Raw genomic sequence first — 19,565 nt, 5'->3', positions numbered from 1 at the left:
GGAAGTGAGCTATTATGACAACCCCGCAAGTAGAACAGGTCATTGCGATGGCCAAGGACTATAACCTGATTCCGATCGTCCGGACGCTGCTCGCCGATATGGAAACTCCGATCCGCATCTTCCGCAGAATTGCCCAGCGGGACCGGGCATTTTTGCTGGAGAGCGTGGAAGGTGGCGTGCAATGGGCACGTTACTCCTTTATCGGCACGGATCCGTTCCTGATGATGACGGCGAAGAAGGGCGAGGTTGTCATGGAGCGCAAGGGCGTGAAAGAGGCATTCGTCTCTGCCCGGCCTGTAGACGATTTAAAGGCGATCCTGAGAGGCTACCGCAGTCCTGAGCTTCCGGAAATGCCGCCGTTTACGGGAGGTGCAATCGGCTTTTTCGGATATGATTTGCTGCAGTATTACGAGAAGCTGCCAGCCCATCGGGTCGACGATCTGGGGATGCAGGATATGCAATTTATGTTCTGCGATCAAGTCATCGTATTCGACCACGTCAAGCAGCGGATCCTGTTGGTTTCAAATGTTCATATCAAGGATGGCGACCGGGATGAAGATATCCGCAGAGCTTATGCGGAAGCAGAGCTGAAGCTGGATGAAGCGGCAAATCTGCTGCAGCAGGAAGGGCCGGGTGAGAGCTTTAACCGGCGGCCGCTGCCGACGGAGGTTGGGCTCGGGGATGTCCGGTCGAACCTGACGAAAGAACAGTTTATCGCCAACGTGGAAAAAGGCAAAGAATACATTCGCGCCGGAGATATTTTTCAAGTTGTACTATCCCAGCGCTTTCATATCGAGACCGAGGTAGACCCGCTGCACGTCTATCGGGTACTGCGGACGATGAACCCGTCACCGTATATGTACTACCTCAAAATGGACGATGAAATCATAGTCGGCACGTCGCCCGAAGCGCTTGTCAAGGTGGAAGGAGATCGGGTGGAGACCCGTCCGATCGCGGGAACTCGGCCGCGGGGAGCGACAGAGCTGGAGGATGCGGCACTGGAAGCCGAGCTGCTGAAGGATGAAAAAGAGCGTGCCGAGCACCTCATGCTAGTGGACCTGGGCCGGAACGACCTAGGGCGGGTTTCGGAATTCGGATCGGTAAAATGCGAGTCTTACATGGAAATCGAGCGTTACTCGCATGTCATGCATATGGTTTCAAAAGTATCCGGCAAACTTGCGGACGACAAGGATTTCTTCGACGCTTTCCTGTCCTGTCTACCGGCGGGAACCGTGTCGGGAGCTCCGAAGCTGCGGGCGATGGAAATCATCGCCGAGCTCGAAAACGAAGCCCGCGGTACTTACGCCGGGGCCATCGGTTATCTCGGATTTTCCGGCAACATGGACTCCTGCATTACGATCCGTACCATCGTCTTTAAGAATGGTAAAGCCTATGTCCAGGCGGGGGGCGGCATTGTGTGGGACTCTGTACCCGAGAACGAATACCAGGAATCGGTCAACAAGGCGAAGGCGCTGCTTACCGCAATCCGTACGGCGGAGATGATGTTTCCGCCGCAGCCGAAAGCCGACGCCATAATTAATCAAGACTATCTTTACGAATATACCCCGAGAGGATAAAAGAGAGGAGAAGGACGATGAACGGACAGGAAACGGTACAAAACGGGTTGGGTCGGCTGATTGAAGGGCAAAGTTTGAACCGGCAGGAGGCGCGCGGTATTATGGAAGCGATCATGAGCGGGGAATCGACGCCCGCGCAGATCGGCGGATTACTGACCGCGCTGCGGATCAAGGGGGAAACCGTGGAGGAAATTACAGGTTTCGCGGAGGCCATGCGGATGCATGCCAGCCGCTTGAACACGGAAACCCGGCAGCTTCTGGATACTTGCGGAACGGGAGGCTCTGGCATTCACAAGTTCAATATATCGACGACCTCGGCCATCGTGGCCGCCTCGGTTTCCGTTCGGGTGGCAAAGCACGGGAACCGATCGGCATCCGGACGCGCGGGTAGCGCCGATGTGCTTGAATCGCTGGGCGTGAACATCCAGTTGAGTGCCGAGCAGGCTAAACGTTGTCTGGATGACATCGGTATCTGTTTCCTGTTTGCTCAGCTTTATCATCCCTCGATGCGTCATGCGGCTGCCCCCCGCAAAGAACTCGGAGTAAGAACGGTGTTCAACATGCTGGGGCCGCTTACGAACCCGGCCGGAGCGGATCGTCAAGTGCTGGGCATTTACGATCGGAACAAGACGGAAACGATCGCTAGAGTATTGCGCGAGCTGGGCTCCAAACGGGCGTTAGTCGTCACAAGTGCGGAAGGACTTGATGAGATCAGCATCTCGTCGTCCACCCGGGTGTCGGAGCTGAAGAACGGGGAAGTTGTGACCTATGAGCTGACGCCGGAACAGCTGGGACTCAGAACGTATCACCTAACGGAGATGATGGGCGGAGACCCGGGGACGAATGCCGACATTATCCGGCGGGTGCTTCAGGGAGAGCAGGGGGCTTACCGCGATGTAGTGCTTGCTAATGCGGGTGCCTGCATTTATGTATCGGGGCTTGCGGACAGCATCCGTGAAGGGGTCGTTATCGCTGCGGAATCGATTGATTCCGGCAAGGCGTACAGTAAATTGGAACAGCTTATTCAAACAACGGGGGAACTGAGCTATGTATCTTGATCGGATTGTAGAGACGAAAAAACAAGAGGTCGCACGCCTGGGTTCGAGCTTCAATCTCGCCGAGGTGGAGCGGAAAATATCAGCCATGGAGCCGACGCGCGGATTTTACCGCGCGTTGACGGAAGGACGCAAGCGCGAGTTAGGCTTGATTGCCGAGGTGAAGAAAGCCTCGCCTTCCAAAGGTCTGATCCGACCGGATTTTCATCCGGTTCGGATTGCCGAAAGCTATGCCGAGGCCGGCACGGATTGCATCTCGGTGCTGACGGATGAACTCTACTTCCAGGGAAGTCCGGCGTATTTGTCCGCGATTCGCGAAGCCGTCGATGTCCCATTGCTCCGCAAAGACTTCATCATTGACGAGCGACAAGTATATGAGGCGCGGATGATGGGTGCGGATGCGGTGCTGCTTATTGCGGCAATTTTATCCGATGCCCAGTTGCAAAGTTATATACAGACCGCAATGGCGATCGGGCTGGATGTTCTCTTGGAAGTCCATGACCGCGAGGAGTTGGAGCGTGCGCTCGGTCTTGGCACTGCCAAGTTGATCGGGATTAACAATCGGAATCTGCGGACGTTCGAGACTTCGCTCGAGACAACATCTTCTCTTGCGGAACTGGTTCCGTCTGACGTAACTCTGATCAGTGAGAGCGGGATACAATCCAGGGAAGATATTGAATATCTGATACAAGCAAAAGCGAAAGGCGTACTTATCGGAGAAACGTTTATGCGTAAAGAGCGGGTGGAAGAGGGGATTTACGAGTTGCTGGGGCCGATAACGAACGGTTCAGGGACTCGGGGTCCCGAAGGGAGTTTGTCTCGGAATGGGTAAACCAAGCGTAAAAATTTGTGGACTTCAAAGCGTTGAAGTGCTAAAATCTATGATAAACTTGCCGATTGATTACATCGGATTCGTTTTTGCCAGAAGCAAGCGCCAGGTCAGCGGGAATCAGGCTGCCGAACTGGCTGCCGTGCTGGGGACTTGGCAAAGCGGCAAAATCCCGGAAAGCGTCGGCGTGTTCGTGAATCCTTCCATGGAAGAGCTTGAGGCGATTCTGTCTTTGACACCACTGGACATCGTACAGCTGCACGGCACGGAAAGTCCGGAGTTTTGCCGGGAAGTCAGGGAACAACTCGGAGTTAAAGCATTCAAGGTTCTCTCGGTGAAGCCGGACGGAACGCTGCATGGGGGACAGCCCGTTGAAGACTATGAAGACGTCATCGACGGGCTGCTGCTCGACACATATGATCCTCATTACGGAGGAGGTTCGGGAGTAGCTTTTGCCTGGGAACAGGCCGAGCCTTACCGATTGTGGGCCAAAGAGCGGGGAATCCCTTTTTTGGCCGCAGGCGGACTGCATCCGGGCAATGTGGGTGAACTGCTTGAGGTCATGTCTCCTGACGGCGTAGACGTGTCCAGCGGCGTAGAAACTGACGGAATCAAAGATCTGACTAAGATAACAGCATTTGTGGAGAGGGTGAAGGGGAACATGACGCTGAATAAACAGGTACCCGACGAACATGGCCGTTTTGGACCTTTCGGAGGACGTTATGTGCCGGAAACGCTAATGAACGCTTTGATCGAGCTTGAGGAATCGTACCGTAAATTTCAAGATGATCCCGAATTTCAGGCGGAAATCGATTATTTGCTGAAGCAATATTCCGGACGTGAGACCCCGTTGTATTACGCGGAGCGTCTGACTGAACATCTGGGCGGCGCGAAAATATATCTCAAACGCGAAGATTTGAATCACACCGGGGCTCATAAAATCAATAATGCGATCGGTCAAGGGATTCTAGCCAAGCGGATGGGCAAACGCAAGGTGATTGCCGAGACGGGAGCTGGCCAGCATGGCGTGGCTACGGCGACTGTGGCGGCTTTGCTCGGACTGGAATGCAAAGTGTTCATGGGCGAAGAGGATACGAAACGCCAGCAACTCAACGTATTCCGTATGAAGCTGCTGGGCGCCGAGGTCGTTCCTGTGCTATCGGGAACCCGTACGTTAAAGGATGCTTGTAACGAGGCGCTTCGCTACTGGGTGAGCAATGTGCACGACACGTTCTACATTCTTGGCTCGGCGACCGGACCCCATCCTTATCCGATGATGGTCCGCAATTTCCAGCGGATTATCGGCGACGAGACGCGCCGGCAAATCCTGGAGGCGGAAGGTCGTCTGCCGGATATGCTGATTGCCGCGGTCGGGGGAGGCAGCAACGCGATCGGCATGTTTTATCCGTTCGTGGAGGATACCGACGTTCGTTTGGTCGGTGTGGAAGCCGCCGGTAGAGGTGTGGAAACGGAATATCACGCCGCGACGATGACCAAGGGAACCAAAGGCGTATTCCAAGGCTCCATGAGCTATTTGCTTCAGGATGCCCACGGGCAGGTTCAGCCGGCTCATTCGATTTCGGCGGGTCTGGACTACCCCGGAATCGGACCGGAGCACTCTTATTTGAAAGACATAGAGCGGGCCCGGTATTATCCGATTACAGACCGGGAGGCGCTGGATGCTTTGCAGCTGCTCAGCCGTCAGGAAGGCATTATACCTGCGCTGGAATCTGCGCATGCCGTTGCTCAGGCCGTCAAGCTCGCACCGGAGATGGGAAGGGATAAACTGATCGTCATTTGCTTGTCCGGACGCGGCGATAAAGACGTGGAGTCGATTATGGCTTATACCGAAGGAGGCGCTGAGCTATGAACGGAGCTGCTGTGAACTTGATGGAGAAGACATTTTCCGACCTGAAGGCTAAGGGTGAAACCGCCCTGATCCCGTTTATTTCTGTCGGAGATCCTGATCCGGAAACAACCGTCGATATTATCGTAGAGCTGGAGCGCGCCGGAGCGGATGTTCTGGAACTCGGCGTTCCTTACTCTGATCCTTTAGCTGATGGCCCGGTCATCCAGCGGGCCTCGGAGCGGGCGCTGGTACGCCAGATTACCATTGAGTCGTGCATCGATACGGCTCGAAAAGCCAGAGAACGCGGCGTGAACATGCCGTTCGTATTGTTCACTTACTACAATCCGGTATTGCAAACCGGATTGGACCGGTTCTTCGGTCTGCTGCAGGAAGCGGGCATCAGCGGTCTCATTATCCCGGATCTTCCGTTCGAAGAGTCGGAAGAGGTTCTGAGACTGGCCGACCAGGCTAATATCCTGCTCGTTCCGCTGGTAGCGCCTACGTCAAGCAGCAGAATTTCGATGATCCTTTCCCGTGCCAGAGGATTTGTCTATTGCGTCTCCTCCTTGGGGGTAACCGGGGAGCGGAGCGCTTTTCACCAGAATGTGGATGAGTTTATTCAATCGGTGAGAGCGCAGACTAAATTGCCTGTGGCCGTCGGTTTCGGAATCTCGAATAGAGAGCAGGCGGAACGGTTCGCGAAAATTTGCGACGGTGTTGTCGTCGGCAGCGCGATTGTACGCAAGATCGAAGAAAGCCTGCCATTGCTGGAAAACGAAGCAACGAAGGAACAAGGGTTGTTGCAAATTCGTGACTTTGTGGCACAATTAAAGATAAAAAATTAACCAAACCGGGCTATTTGCCCGGTTACTTGGAATGAGGGAGGAAATACACATGTTGCCCAAACCCCAAATCGTCAATTTGCCGGTCTATCAGCCGGGGAAACCGATCGAAGAGGTCAAGCGCGAGCTTGGACTCGAAGAAGTTATTAAGTTAGCCTCCAACGAGAACCCTTACGGCTGCTCTCCTAAAGCCCGTGCGGCGATAGAAACTGAACTCAGCAATCTCAGCCTTTATCCGGACGGCAGCGCCGCTGAATTGACCGAAGTATTGGCGGGTCATCATGGCGTGAACCGGGATCAGATTATTTTCGGCTGCGGCTCCGATGAAATTATCGCGTTGATTACTCGTGCGTTCTTTTTGCCGGGGGATGAAACCATCATGGCGGATTCGACATTCTCGGTATACAAAAGCAATGCCGATATCGAAGGTGCTGTCAGCATCGAGGTGCCGCTTCAGAATGGAACTCATGATCTCCAGGCGATGCTGGGAGAGATCGGGGAGAAGACAAAGGCGGTCTGGATCTGCAATCCGAACAACCCTACGGGAACGATTGTTTCGAATGCCGAATTGATTTCTTTTCTGGATCAGGTGCCGGCCAATGTGCTGGTCGTTCTGGATGAAGCTTACGCGGAGTATGTTACGGATCCGGATTATTCGAACGGCATCAAGCTGCTGTCCCAATACCCTAATCTGATTGTTCTGCGGACTTTTTCGAAAATTTACGGTTTGGCTTCCTTACGGATCGGATACGGGGTTGGTCAACCGAACGTTATCAAGCTGATCAATCAGGTGCGCGAGCCGTTCAATACGTCGCGGATCGGCCAGGTTGCCGCCAAGGCGTCGGTAACCGATCATGCATTTGTATCCGAATGCCGGGAGAAAAACCGTGAGGGCATCGAATATTTGTATAAACAATTTGATCGGATGCAGCTGTCCTATTTTCCGGCACACGGCAATTTCATTATGGTCGATGTCAAATCTCCGGCCGTAGAGATGTTCCAGTCCCTGCTCAAGCTGGGCATCATCGTTCGGTCGGGATTCGGAAAGTATCCGAATCATATCCGTGTTACGGTGGGTTCTGCGGAACAAAACGCCAAGTTTATCGCTGCTCTGGAGCAAGTGCTGTCCGGGCAAGGGGCACGCGTCTAATTTGCCATTTTACTAAACAGAAATCGAGTGAACAATATGACAATTAAAGTAGCTGTTTTCGGAGTAGGCCTGATCGGCGGATCCCTGGCGCTTTGCCTTAAAGGCAAGCCGGGGATCACGGTGATCGGGCATAGCCACCGTCCGGGCTCCTTGAACCGGATGATTGAGCGCGGGGTCGTGGATGCCGCCACTCTTTCCATGGAAGAGGCAGCGGCGGACGCCGACTTTATTTTTTTGTGCGTGCCGGTCGGGAATCTGGAAGAATATCTGGAGAAGCTTTACTCGCTTCCGCTAAAACCGGGCTGCATAATCACGGATGTTGGCAGCACGAAAGCTTCGGTCGCGGAATGCGCCCGCAGACTATCCAAACCGGATATTCATTTCATCGGGGGCCACCCGATGGCGGGGTCGGAGCGTTCGGGCGTGGATGCGGCATCCACATTGCTGTTTGAGAACGCCTATTATGTGCTGACACCGTCACCCGACGTACCGGAAGAGGCTTATTCGCGTTTGGAGCAACTGCTCGCGTACACGAGAGCCCAAATCGTCCGGGTCGATCCGGTGATGCACGACCAAATCGTCGGTGCAATCAGCCATTTGCCGCATATCATTGCGGTGGCGCTGGTCAACCAGGTGTGCGATTACAACGGTACCAACGGTTTGTATCGTACGCTGGCTGCAGGCGGATTCCGCGACATTACGCGTATCGCATCAAGCGACCCGCTGATCTGGAGGGATATCCTGCTCAGCAATAGAGACGTGCTATTGTCTCTGCTTAGGGATTGGAATGATGAGATCGGCAGTTTTATCGGACTTCTGGAGGGACAAGACGGCGAGGGAATCAGGCAAGCGTTTGAAAAAGCCAACCTGTTCCGCGGCGAGCTGCCTGAACGGAGAAAGGGTGCGATCACTTCCTTGTTCGATCTGTATATCGATGTACCGGATACGCCGGGGATCATCGGACAGATCGCCACAGAGCTTGGCGTTCGCCACATCAACTTGAGCAATATGCAAATCATTGAAAGCCGGGAGGACGTTCCCGGTGTAATGCGTCTTTCGTTCCGTCAGGAAGCTGATATGGAGCGGGCTAAAGAGCATTTGGATTCCTTAGGATATTCCGTATATGTATAGTTGTGCAGGGCTGTAAAAGCCCTGTATTTCGCAAAATGTAAACGCTTATAAAAAAGTGTTGACAGAATGAAAACGTATACATATAATAAAAGTACAGTATGGTTTCTCTCCACTCCTATCCAATATCTTTTGCTCGGTACTGAGCAAAGACCGCTTCTTGCGAAGCGGTTTTTTTTTGTCTTCTGAAGCTATTTGTAATGCGACTGTTGAACAACTTATTGGATATATCCAATGAGATAAGAGGTATCTCTTAGGCCCCCTAATAAAACTGGAGTCCTCCTACCCAAAAAATTTATACTAGAAGTAAGGGAGAGGATCCAGTATGGGGAAAAAGCGGAAAGAAGAAATCAAAATTCAAATCGTTAAAGAAGCATTGTCTGGAATTAAGGTGGGGGTGTTGGCCCGCATGTATGATTTGCATCCTGAAACCATTCGTTTGTGGGTTAAAGAGTATCGTGATTCAATTCCAACAGAAGAAATCCCTGCAACAGATGAGCATTTGCAAGAACTACGGCGACTGCAAGATGTTGAGCAACGCTATGAAAAGGCGGTTAAAGTGCTCGGGGAGAAGGAACTCGAAATAGAGATACTTCGTGAATTATTAAAAAAGCAGAACCCCGCTTATCCGAAAAATTCGAAATAGCAGAGCAATTTATTAAGCGGGGAGAAGCAGCAGCAGTCGTTCTGCGGATCATGGGACTCTCGGAATCCACCTATTACGATCGTAAAAAGCGGATGAGTGACCCGGAAAGACGTTCCAGAGCAAGACATAGTGGACGTCCAGCGCCCGGATACTCATATACTTTTAACGGAGAACAAGTAAGTGACGACCAAATTAACAGTTGGCTTCTTGAGCTTATTGAGGGTGAGGAGCATGTTTATGGCTACAAATTTCTTGGACATTGCATCCGTGACCGATATAACGTAAGGCTGAATAAAAAGAAATCCCATCGCTTATGCAAGGAACTAGGGATCCTACAAAAAGCACGCCAACGTAAGCCGGCCCATCCACGGAGATTACCGAAAAATCGGGTGGTCACAGGATCGAATCAATTGTGGCAAATGGATATTAAGTATGGTTATGTAATCGGACGCGAACGGTTCTTTTTTGTACTTAGCATTATTGATGTATTTGATCGTGTCGTGGTTGGTCAATATAGGGGTCCTGTGTGTGAGGCAAAACATGCCGTGCAGACGCTTTGTCATGCATTGCAGAAGCGCATACAGCCAGGAGAACCCATGCCTGTAATTCGCACAGATAACGGGCCGCAATTTGTAAGTAAATTATTTGGGGATATGTGCGAGAGTCTGGAACTCATTCATGAAAGAATACCGCCACGCACACCAAACATGAATGCTTACATTGAATCCTTCCACAGTGTACTTGAGCGACATTTATTCAGTCTAAGAGACTTCATGACTTTTGAGGAAGCTTACGAGGCTTTAGATGGTTACATGGACTTTTACAACAACAGAAAAATGCATGGCAGTTTAAAAAGAATGCCTCCTGCGGTATTTTCTGTTTGGGTTAAAACGCAGGAGGATACGTCTGAATTTCATAAAGCGATGTAATTGTTTGAAATAGTGAGCTATTATGCGAACGAGCCATTTTTGGTGGGTAAGACTCCGGATTTAAGGGGCCTAGCCGGTTTTGTACGGATGTTTGGAGTTTAATTGGAAATTTCCAATATGAATAGATCAAAAGGGCTGTATAGGAGCTGTTGCTTGATGGTTCATTGGAAATATCCAATCAAAACGCCAGATCGAAGCGAATAGGGTCATATTCATTGGAAATATCCAATCAAAACGCCAGATGGAAGCGATAGGGTCACTTTCATTGGAACAAATCCAAACAAACCGATGGAGCGAGGCGTTACGGATCATTTCTATCGGAAAAATCTAATCAGAAGGCGAATCTATATCTATTGCTGTGAAATTAGAATGTCAGTGTAGAATGATTTACAATAGACGGAAGACGAATTTTTGAGCTGGAGGTTGATACTATGGATTTGGGACTGCAGCATAAAAAGGCGATTATTACCGGAGGCAGCAAGGGAATCGGACTAGCGACGGCGACTACGCTGGCATCCGAGGGGGCGCAAGTGGCTATCGTGGCACGTAATGAAGACAATCTGAGGGAAGCCGCGAAGTTGATTCAGGAAAAGACGGGCAACGCCCCAATATGGATTTCCGCAGACGTGTCCGTCCGTGAAGAAGCGGAACGGGCTGTTCAAGAAGCGGCGCAGCGGCTTGGCGGCCTTGATATTCTTATTAATAATGCAGGAACGTCGGCAGCCCGACCGTTTCCGGAGGTGGAGCATGATGCCTGGACAGCGGATCTGGATTTAAAGCTGTTTGGCGCGATTCATTTCTCGCGTGCGGCTTTACCGTTTTTGCGAAAGGCGGAAAATGGAGGAGCTATCGTGAATGTCACAGCGATCGGAGGCAAAACTCCTGGGGCCTCGTCCATGCCTACATCAGTAAGCCGGGCGGCCGGCCTGGCTTTGACCAAGGCGATGAGCAAGGATCTTGCAGGGGACGGCATACGGGTCAACGCGGTGTGCATCGGCTTAATTCGCAGCGATCAAATCGAACGAAAATGGAAATCGGCCGCACCAGAACTGGAATGGGAAGAGTTTGCCCGGGATCCGCGCCATGATATCCCGTTAGGCCGGATCGGTGAAGCGCAGGAGGCTGCGAATGTCATCGTTTTCCTGTCTTCGGGAGCGGCATCTTATATTACAGGGACTTCGGTCAATATTGATGGCGGGAAATCCACAGTATTATAAGCAATATAAGTAAATCAGCGGAGCATCTTAACGGAACAGTACATCTATAAGGCTGGAGGAACAGTTATGAATATTGGCGCCATTGAAGCAGGCGGTACAAAAATGGTATGTGGTATCGGGAACGAACAGGGGGAGATTCTGGACCGGGTCAGCTTTCCGACCACTCAGCCCGAAGAAACTTTGGCGCATATCATCGGCTATTTTTCGGATAAACCGGTTAGCGCGATCGGGATCGGCAGTTTTGGTCCCATCAATATAGATCCTAACAGCCCTCAATACGGACATATTACGACGACGCCGAAGCCGGGGTGGGGAAATTTCGATTTCTTAGGGACTATGAAAGACAAATTCCCGGTGCCTTATGGCTGGGATACGGACGTAAACGCGGCAGCGCTGGGTGAAGCGACATGGGGCGCGGCAAAAGGTTTGGACAGCTGCGTATATTACACGATCGGAACCGGGATCGGTTTGGGCATCGTGGCGGAAGGCCGAGGAATTCACGGATTGGTACACCCGGAAGGCGGACATATTCCGGTAAAACATCATCCCGAGGATACGTTTCAAGGCGGCTGCCCTTATCACGGTGATTGTCTGGAAGGTATGGCCGCAGGACCAACGCTGGAGCTGAGATGGGGAAAACCAGGCAGTGAGCTTCCGGATTCACACCCTGCGTGGTCGCTTGAAGCCTATTATATTGGCCAGGCCGTTACGACCACCATTCTAACCTTATCTCCTAAAAAGGTGATTTTGGGAGGAGGAGTGATGGGACAGAGTCACCTTTTCCCGCTGATTCGCTTGGAGGTGCAAAAGAACCTGCAAGGTTATGTCAGCGCTGCTGAGCTGGGCGCCGACATTGACCGGTACATTGTTCCGCCGGGGCTGGGAAATGACGCCGGCCTGAAAGGTGCGCTTGTTCTGGGACTCCAGGCATTGAAGCGCACCTAATCGGCAGGTCATCACTGAAATGTGACACCTGGACTATATAAAATATAGTCCATACATATAAGGGAGCTGAACGGTAGTTGGATTTTCGCTCAGACCTGTTGGCTTAAGAACCGGACTTTCCGGGTCGAACAGCACCGAGCATAACTCGGAGTTCCCGTTGATCGGGATAGTGTGATCCCCTATACGGAGTTCGAATTGGCTGTCCGTCAGGACGGAAATGACCGGCTTGTCCGGCTGGCCGTCTTCCGAGAATCCAGCCTGGGTGATCAAAGCGGCTGCATCGACGATCATCACGGTTCCAGCGTTGTTCTGATTGTCGGGACGAACCTGGAATGCTTGTTGAAGCACTTCCGACAAAACTGCATCATGCCAGGGTAAAATGGCCGTAAGCTCATCCAACCGGAAACGGGAAACCGCATCGGAGATCAGCAATGGCATGGCCTCCGGGTTACCGGCCCACTCCAGCAGATGGCCGTTGCGAAGGACGTCCGCATCGGCTGTCGGAGGTGCCCCGGTAACAGGAATTTCAACCTCCGGAACTTCCGGATCCATCGGAACCGCAAATACCCCCATAGCTATGATCTGACCGGTCAGGGACTCTACGACCCGGATGTGCTGCCGGAGTCCGCTAACACCTGCGTACGGGGCTGAGCCTATAAATTGCTGTAATTTCTGGAGACTCCATTCAATCGTTGCAGGCCGCTGCTGTAGCAGATTATGTACATTAAATATATCTTCCGGTATCATGTCGCGGACGGTCGCTGTCGCTGATCCTGATCCTGTTTCTCCCGCAACCTCGAGCGGCTTGTCTGAATTTGATTTGATCACAAACTTGCTGGCTCTACCGAAGGCCAAGCTGCCTGCTCGGGTATAAAGCGAGCGCTCTCCCGAAATGAACAGCAGCGAAGCGCCTGAGCGCTCAGCGTGCTCCCGGCATTGATTCAGCAGTTCACTGGCAAGTCCCAAGCCTCGGGATTGGGGGTCCGTGCAAACGGCCCCCACCGAGAATGCAAGGATCCGGCCCGTCCCCGACTTAATTTGAACCGGAACCAAGCCCATAAAGGATACCAGGTTTCCAGCCGGGTCAAAAGCTCCGTACGAATGGCTTACCCCCGTCCGAAACAGGGTGGGGAAGAAAGCCCCCATATCCCCTTGCATCCCGCTGCGGAATACTTTATTCGCTAAAGCCGCAGCCTCGTTTAGTTCATTTTCCCTGACTATTCTGATTTCCATCATTCATCATTCCCTTTAGTTTTTTTTCCTTAATTTTAAAAAAGAGAGCCCTTTTATTTTTTTAATCCCTAGTTTCATGCTATAATATGGATTGATTGTTGGAAACCTGCTGTTATAGTCATATTTTAACCTTTTTAAACTAATAATTAAATTTTGTTACATATCAACCGCAACTTTTTGAATCCTGTTCGGTAATAATGAAAGAAGAATCGAACGGGAAGAAGCGCATGGATGGGCGAGGAGGATCGCACTCAGATGACGGATTCCCAAATGATTCGTGAGATCAAGGAAGGCAATACGGAGCTGTACTCGGAGCTGATGCGAAGGTACCAGCGCAAGATATTGGCCTTTGTATATCACATGTTGAAGAGCGCTCATCTGGAGTTGCTCGCAGAAGATATATGCTCGGAAACGTTCTATAAAGCATTCCGCAGTTTGGATTCATTTCGCGAAGTAGACGCTTCTTTCTCCACCTGGCTGTACACCATCGCAAGAAATACCGTACTCAGTGAGCTGCGTAAGCAGCGCAGTGCCAATGTACCGTTGGAAGAGAGCGGTTTCGTTCCGGTAGCACCCGGCGAGGCCATTCCTGAGCAAGCCGTTTTGCGGAGCGAAAAGGTTGGCAAAGTACGGGAAGCGATTAACAATCTGCCTGAAAAACAAAGGTCGGCTCTTATTTTACGCGAATACGACCAGTTGGATTATCAGGAAATCGCCAGCATTTTAGGACAAAGCGTCAGCGCAGTGAAATCTCTGTTGTTCCGTGCGCGGAGTAGCGTTAAAAGTCAGCTTGAACCCTACTTTTATGAACCGATTTACGAGCATTACGAGGGGATGAAAAGCAGATGAATTGTAGAGAGGCCCAAGAACTGTTCGGATTGATGCCGGATCTTCCGGATCGTCATCCACAGCGCAAAATGCTGGAATGGCATCTTTTGGGCTGCGAATCCTGCGCGGCTGAATATCACATCTGGATGGAAAGCCTGGAAGCTGTTCAAGCTTTGCCGATTGAAATCAGCGAAGAGCAGGCCGAAGCCGTGAATCGCAAAGTAATGGATCGCATTTATGCGGAATCCCCGTGGCTTGCCCCGGATATTCGGGACAAGGGTCATTCCAAACGTCTGCGCCGGCGTGTCTCGATATGGGCGGGTGTTTTCCTGGCCGTTTTCCTTTGCAGTACGCTGTTGTTCGCTATTGGGGGTTCTCTAAAGGGCAGTAATGAAGCCAGCAAGCCGACGACCGGAATCGTACCCGCCGCGGTGGCTGCTGCCGATACCGAGATTTCGAATGATTTCTTGTTTGCGTTACCGAGTGTATCGCGTGGAATCGTGGAGCCGTTCGTCGTTCAATTGGGGCCTGCATATCCGCAATACTGGATGCTTTTATCGGCGGCAGGGATGGCCTTGGCTTTCGTTTCCTGGAATGGGATTCGCCGTTCGAGAAGATAATGGCTTCCGTAACTAGCAGTGAACGCTTCCTCCGCAACGCCGCGGTGAGAAGCGTTTTTTGTTTTATTACATGTTATAATGAACTTCACGAGAATTCTTCATCAGGATTAGGAGGGGAAATCATGTTGGTGGGATTGGTACGTCATGGGTTGACCGATTGGAATGCGGCCGGAAGAATTCAAGGCCAAAGCGACATTCCGCTAAATGAAGAAGGCCGCAGACAAGCACGGCTTTTGGCTTCACGTCTGCTTGATGAAAAGGAGTACCATTGGAATTATGTCATTACGAGCGGTTTGATGCGCGCGGAAGAGACAGGAAAAATTATTGCCGATAAACTGGACATCCCTCTCCTTGAACCCGATTCACGGATTAAAGAAAGAGCTTTTGGTCAGGTTGAAGGCTTGACGGCTCTGGAGAGAGAGGCGAAGTGGGGTAAGGATTGGAACCTGCTTGAGCTCGGACAGGAAAAAGAAGAAGGAATCCGGGCCCGGGCGCTTGCTTTCCTTCAGGATCTGGAAGGGAAATACGGGGACAGTAATGTATTGGTCGTGACCCATGGAGGACTACTTGCCCAGTTGTTTACGGCATTATATCAAGATCAGTGTACCCAGCGGATTGGCAATCTATCGCTTACCGTCCTGGAGAAATCAGAGATGGAATGGGCGCTGCGATTATACAACTGCACCCGTCATTTGGAAGAGATCATAGAAGAATCGAAGTGAAATATTCAAGCAATCCGGCAATCGTCCGGGTTGCTTTTTTTTATGCTGCCGAATAAATGCCGAAAAAATTCCCATAATGGTAGTAAAACGGCGAGGCGGTTAGGATATGAATCTGGCGGATATGCTTACATTTGCCGACATCGGACAGCTCAGCAGAATAGCAAACCATTACCAATGCGAATGCAACGGGAATTCCAAGCACGAATTGATTCAATCCATTCTACAGACGATCGGGCGAAGGGAATTTATAGAACACCATGTAGAGGGAATGAGTTTGGAAGATTTGCGGTTCCTGAATGGGTTGATCTTTGACGGACGCCGCCAATTCAGTTTGGAAGAATTGATCGCCTGTGCCCAGCAGTCACGTTTTACGGAAGATGCCAGAGAACGGGAAAGCCCGAGAGATGTCATCGCCAGATTCAGGCAGCGGGGATGGTTATTCCAGGGGATGACCCACAACACACGTTATTTGTTCGAGGTACCCGAAGATTTGAAGCGGCGTTTCCGTGAAGCCCTGGAGAACCGGTTCAGATCCGAACTCATGACCGCAAACGGAGAGCCGGCGATGTACCGGGAAGAGCCCGAACTGCTCTCCGAGGATTTGATCCTGTTTTTGCGCTATGTGCAGGAGCATGAGATTCCTCTTAACAACGAAGGGGTGATGTATCGCCGGAATCAACTGCAGATTCTGGAAAAGCTCCATATTTCAGAAGCACTTGTCGGTAAAGGATGGCGTTTCGGATACGGCCGCCGTTTTAAGGATTACCCGAACCGGCTTTCCTTATTGTACGACTACGCCAGTCATTGCGGATGGATCCGGGAAAATACGGACCGTTTAATCCTGACGACGGCGGGAGAGACATTTTTGGCGGAGGAAAGACGCGAGCCGATGATGCAGTTCGTCTACTTTTGGTTAAGACTTTATAAAGGGCCTATCCCTAACTTGCTCTCTTTGGCATATTGGATTGAACGCTGCTCCAGAGAGTGGGTAACCGCATCCTCGCTGTATGACAGGATGTCGTCCCTGATCAAGCCTTTCTTCTATGATTCGCCGGAATCCATTTTCGAGGAACGCATTTTGAGAATGATGCTTCATTTGGGGATGGTAAGGCTCGGAGAAGACGGCCAGGGGGTAAGGTACGTGCAGACGACTCCATTCGGAAAGTCCGCAGTACATAAGCTGCTCAAAGGCTAACACGTTTACCTTAACGCCGTTGACAACTGTCGTGGGTATTGTTAAAATCACTCCCAATTAAGGTAGCAGTTCATAACCAGGGGAGAGTGGTCGGCATGTTGCTGGGATATCAAGGGAAAAAGCCTTTGCTCGATAATTCGGTATTTGTAGCGGACGGAGCTAAGATAATTGGCGACGTCAAAATAGGCGCAGAATCTACGATTTGGTACAATGCCGTGCTCCGAGGCGACTTGGCCGGTATTTCCATCGGGAAGCGCAGCAATATTCAAGACGGGGCAATCGGTCATGTTAATACCAATCAACCGTTGATCGTTATGGATGATGTCTCGGTAGGCCACGGGGCAATCATCCATGGCTGCACGATAGGCCAAGGCACATTAATCGGTATGGGGGCGATCGTCTTAAACGGCGCCGAGATCGGTGAATATGCTTTAGTAGGAGCAGGTTCTCTAGTTACGGAAAACAAGATTATTCCACCCTATACTCTTTCCTTGGGTTCACCGGCCAGAGTCGTTCGCGAGCTGACCGAGGAGGATCTGCTGCGAATGAAATTAACGGCGGAGAGCTATGTGGTGAAAGGAAAAGAATATAGGATCTCTTAACAATGGGTTGGAGGTGCATCCTATGGATCAGATGAAGGTTACTTATGAAGCAATGCTCAGTTTGGCGGCGGAGATGGTATGGGACGAGGCGTTACGCAAACATCGGTCGGAGCAAATTTACAGCGAGATCGACAACGCTCTGGCAAAAGGCGATGAGCTGGCCTTCCGGCTTCTTACGGATGAACTGAAGACATTGGAAAAATAAAAAGAAATGCCCGAAGGCATTTCTTGGGCTGCCGGGAAAGTCTCGGCAGCTATTTTTTTAAGGTTTAATCGAATCTGCGAATGGATGGCAGCGACAGGACCAACAGAACAGTCAGGATACCCATCCCGGAGAAAAGAGTCATGGTCTCCGTTCCGCCGATATGATCGGCCAACCACCCGATGGCGATATAGCCTAGCGGGAGCAGGGCGAACGATCCCAGCATATCGAGGCTGGCTACGCGGCCGAAGGCCTGCTCCGGTACGAGTTCCTGGAGGCTCGTCTCCCAGATCAGTCCGAACATCATAATGCCGAATCCCTCCAGAGCAAAGAGGGCGCAAAGACCGATCGCCGACGTGGTAAAGGCCATCAGAAACAGGGCCAAACCGCTTAGGAAGGCTCCGCCGTAGGCTAAGAGGCCACGACGGCGCCATTGGCTGCGCGTACCGAACAGTAGTCCGGCGAGGATCGCACCGGCACCCGAACAAGTTACGGCGATGCCATATATGTAAGGGGTCATTTCAAGGTGGACTTTAAATAACCACGGAATGAGGACGATCACCAATCCGCCGTAACAAATATTAATGAAGGAAAATGCCAGAATCGTAACCCAAAGCCATGGATTGCTTTTGAGGACGTTTATGCCTTCCGCAAAATCTCCCTTAATATCGGAGCTCTGCTTGATCTCCTTTTTATGGGCTGGAATCAGCCTGCGCAGGAATAAGAGACATCCGAAAGAAGCGGCGTAGGTCAAAGCGTCGAGCCCGATTCCCCAGCCCGCGGACAGAAAGGTCACCAGCAGTCCGCCAAGGGAAGGGCCGATCAGCCGGACGGCCTGGTTGCTGATCTGGGTCAATGCATTGGCGGAATTGCGAATATCGGGTGTAAACACACTGGCCCGCACAGCGGCATATGCCGGCTGAAAAAGGCCGTCCATCATCCCGTATAAGGCAACGAGCACAAACAGAATGCCGATGGACAAGCTGTCGGTAAACAAAAGAATGGCGATAGCCATCATCAAGACGAAGCGCGCCGCATCGGTGAAGAGCATGATGCCGGTCCGGTTATAACGGTCCACGATCCATCCGGACACGGGGAGCATCAAAATGTTGGGGAGCATGTACGTGGCCATAATAAAGCCCATAATGGTCGTCGATCCGGTAATGGTATAAACGACTACCGGAAGAATAATCATCGTAACGGAGCTGCCTAGGAAAGAAATCAGCTGCCCAAGCCAAAGGAAGGGGAATGGTCGGGATTGCCGGAAAGGCGCGGCAAACTGGTCTATAAATTTTATCCTTCCGGTTGCCCGGGGCTGGCTTTGTGTTTCAATTTCCATAAAAGGGACTCCTCCATAAGCGCTTTTTTCTATATATTATAAAGTAAAGATAATAGGAGGGGGATTTTTTTATGAAATTCAGCGAAGTGGAACCCGAGACATGGGAAGAACTGAGCCCATACCTGGATACATGCTTGATTCCTGTTACCGGCCTTACCGGAGAAGAAAAACCGTATGAAGTGACGGGGGCTTTGGAAAGGCTAAGAGATATCATGGATTGGGTGGAGCTCCCTTTCCAGGGGAGAGTTGTCACATATCCTTCTTTTCAATACGGACGGGAAGAGATTGCCGAACAGATCAATTCGGTTTGCCGTAAAGTCAAGAGTTCCGGTTTTGCTTTCGCTATCGTGATCTCTGAAAATGTGGAATTTACATCGGATGTGCTGCCGGACGCCGATCTGATCATTACTCCGGGCCGTTATTCACCTAATGACAACCGTGCGGCGACTCTGGAGGTCAAAGGTCAAATTCAACAAATGTGGCAAACTGGCCGCAAGTAATGATTGTGACAAATTATCGACATTTTCAGAAGGGTTAGCTCCCGGAAGGTGGAAAAGATGTGTCAAATTCTTGACGCTCTTAGAAGGCTAATATATTATTAATATGTCTTACACATAAGTGTGATTAATGTCATTGAAATGGAGAAAGAATTGGCTG

The 19,565-nt window shown here is 51.2% G+C and carries 20 protein-coding genes and 1 pseudogene; 19 read left to right on the top strand and 2 right to left on the bottom strand.

The window, feature by feature from the left end; genetic code table 11:
* The first annotated feature begins 14 nt into the window (after nt 1-14).
* From trpE to KB559_RS06375, 12 genes and pseudogenes are all read left to right on the top strand, one after another.
* Complete coding sequence (gene trpE / locus KB559_RS06425) at nt 15-1,577, top strand: anthranilate synthase component I (RefSeq protein ID WP_211020875.1); 1,563 nt, start codon at nt 15-17, stop codon at nt 1,575-1,577.
* Between the two features lie 17 nt (nt 1,578-1,594).
* Entirely contained in the window at nt 1,595-2,635 is a 1,041-nt protein-coding gene (gene trpD / locus KB559_RS06420) for an anthranilate phosphoribosyltransferase (protein WP_211020874.1), read from the top strand.
* Nucleotides 2,625-3,464, top strand: a complete 840-nt coding sequence (trpC, locus tag KB559_RS06415; RefSeq protein ID WP_211020873.1) for an indole-3-glycerol phosphate synthase TrpC — start codon at nt 2,625-2,627, stop codon at nt 3,462-3,464. Before trpD ends, trpC begins: the two co-directional genes overlap by 11 nt.
* Nucleotides 3,457-4,095, top strand: a pseudogene (locus tag KB559_RS25090) (phosphoribosylanthranilate isomerase); the annotation flags it as partial. The gene trpC and the pseudogene KB559_RS25090, both read left to right, overlap by 8 nt.
* Before the next feature lie 27 nt (nt 4,096-4,122).
* Entirely contained in the window at nt 4,123-5,331 is a 1,209-nt protein-coding gene (gene trpB, locus KB559_RS25085) for a tryptophan synthase subunit beta (RefSeq protein ID WP_247681633.1), read from the top strand.
* Nucleotides 5,328-6,155: a tryptophan synthase subunit alpha gene (trpA, locus tag KB559_RS06405; RefSeq protein ID WP_211020871.1), complete on the top strand. Its 828-nt coding sequence runs from the start codon at nt 5,328-5,330 to the stop codon at nt 6,153-6,155. The genes trpB and trpA overlap by 4 nt, the downstream gene beginning before the upstream one ends.
* 49 nt (nt 6,156-6,204) lie before the next feature.
* Complete coding sequence (gene hisC / locus KB559_RS06400) at nt 6,205-7,302, top strand: histidinol-phosphate transaminase (RefSeq protein ID WP_211020870.1); 1,098 nt, start codon at nt 6,205-6,207, stop codon at nt 7,300-7,302.
* Between the two features lie 36 nt (nt 7,303-7,338).
* Complete coding sequence (locus tag KB559_RS06395; RefSeq protein ID WP_211020869.1) at nt 7,339-8,433, top strand: prephenate dehydrogenase; 1,095 nt, start codon at nt 7,339-7,341, stop codon at nt 8,431-8,433.
* A 322-nt stretch (nt 8,434-8,755) separates the two neighbouring features.
* Nucleotides 8,756-9,076, top strand: a complete 321-nt coding sequence (locus tag KB559_RS06390; protein ID WP_211020868.1) for a transposase — start codon at nt 8,756-8,758, stop codon at nt 9,074-9,076.
* On the top strand, nt 9,031-10,005 hold the full coding sequence (locus tag KB559_RS06385) for an IS3 family transposase (RefSeq protein ID WP_341047544.1): 975 nt from the start codon (nt 9,031-9,033) through the stop codon (nt 10,003-10,005). The genes KB559_RS06390 and KB559_RS06385 overlap by 46 nt, the downstream gene beginning before the upstream one ends.
* Before the next feature lie 431 nt (nt 10,006-10,436).
* A complete protein-coding gene (locus KB559_RS06380) occupies nt 10,437-11,222 on the top strand; it encodes an SDR family NAD(P)-dependent oxidoreductase (protein ID WP_211020866.1) in 786 nt (261 codons plus the stop codon).
* A 66-nt stretch (nt 11,223-11,288) separates the two neighbouring features.
* On the top strand, nt 11,289-12,167 hold the full coding sequence (locus KB559_RS06375; protein WP_211020865.1) for an ROK family protein: 879 nt from the start codon (nt 11,289-11,291) through the stop codon (nt 12,165-12,167).
* Between the two features lie 33 nt (nt 12,168-12,200).
* Here the strand turns inward: KB559_RS06375 and KB559_RS06370 are convergent, their stop codons facing one another.
* The gene (locus KB559_RS06370; protein ID WP_211020864.1) at nt 12,201-13,403 is read right to left on the bottom strand and encodes a GNAT family N-acetyltransferase; all 1,203 of its coding nucleotides are present in this window, start codon (nt 13,401-13,403) and stop codon (nt 12,201-12,203) included.
* Between the two features lie 252 nt (nt 13,404-13,655).
* Here KB559_RS06370 and KB559_RS06365 point away from each other — a divergent pair, with 252 nt between their 5' ends.
* The 6 genes from KB559_RS06365 (at nt 13,656) to KB559_RS06340 (ending at nt 17,572) form a co-directional block, all read left to right on the top strand.
* The gene (locus KB559_RS06365; protein WP_211020863.1) at nt 13,656-14,249 is read left to right on the top strand and encodes an RNA polymerase sigma factor; all 594 of its coding nucleotides are present in this window, start codon (nt 13,656-13,658) and stop codon (nt 14,247-14,249) included.
* Entirely contained in the window at nt 14,246-14,848 is a 603-nt protein-coding gene (locus KB559_RS06360) for an anti-sigma factor (protein WP_211020862.1), read from the top strand. The genes KB559_RS06365 and KB559_RS06360 overlap by 4 nt, the downstream gene beginning before the upstream one ends.
* Before the next feature lie 122 nt (nt 14,849-14,970).
* On the top strand, nt 14,971-15,570 hold the full coding sequence (locus KB559_RS06355) for a histidine phosphatase family protein (RefSeq protein WP_211020861.1): 600 nt from the start codon (nt 14,971-14,973) through the stop codon (nt 15,568-15,570).
* 106 nt (nt 15,571-15,676) lie between these two features.
* Nucleotides 15,677-16,765, top strand: coding sequence for a hypothetical protein (locus KB559_RS06350; protein WP_211020860.1), 1,089 nt, complete (start codon nt 15,677-15,679; stop codon nt 16,763-16,765).
* A 95-nt stretch (nt 16,766-16,860) separates the two neighbouring features.
* Entirely contained in the window at nt 16,861-17,367 is a 507-nt protein-coding gene (locus KB559_RS06345) for a gamma carbonic anhydrase family protein (RefSeq protein ID WP_211020859.1), read from the top strand.
* Nucleotides 17,368-17,389: 22 nt separating this feature from the next.
* Nucleotides 17,390-17,572 (top strand): IDEAL domain-containing protein, encoded by a 183-nt coding sequence (locus tag KB559_RS06340; protein ID WP_211020858.1) that lies wholly within the window; start codon nt 17,390-17,392, stop codon nt 17,570-17,572.
* A 64-nt stretch (nt 17,573-17,636) separates the two neighbouring features.
* Here KB559_RS06340 and KB559_RS06335 read toward each other — a convergent pair whose 3' ends face one another.
* Complete coding sequence (locus tag KB559_RS06335; protein ID WP_211020857.1) at nt 17,637-18,908, bottom strand: MFS transporter; 1,272 nt, start codon at nt 18,906-18,908, stop codon at nt 17,637-17,639.
* A 71-nt stretch (nt 18,909-18,979) separates the two neighbouring features.
* Here KB559_RS06335 and KB559_RS06330 point away from each other — a divergent pair, with 71 nt between their 5' ends.
* Nucleotides 18,980-19,408: a DUF2487 family protein gene (locus tag KB559_RS06330; RefSeq protein ID WP_211020856.1), complete on the top strand. Its 429-nt coding sequence runs from the start codon at nt 18,980-18,982 to the stop codon at nt 19,406-19,408.
* Nucleotides 19,409-19,565 lie beyond the last annotated feature (157 nt).

The organism is Paenibacillus sp. Marseille-P2973, assembly GCF_018101095.1.
Classification (GTDB): domain Bacteria; phylum Bacillota; class Bacilli; order Paenibacillales; family Paenibacillaceae; genus Fontibacillus; species Fontibacillus vini.
Note: the sequence above shows the minus strand (reverse complement) of the source record. Positions and strands in the feature narration are given on the sequence as shown.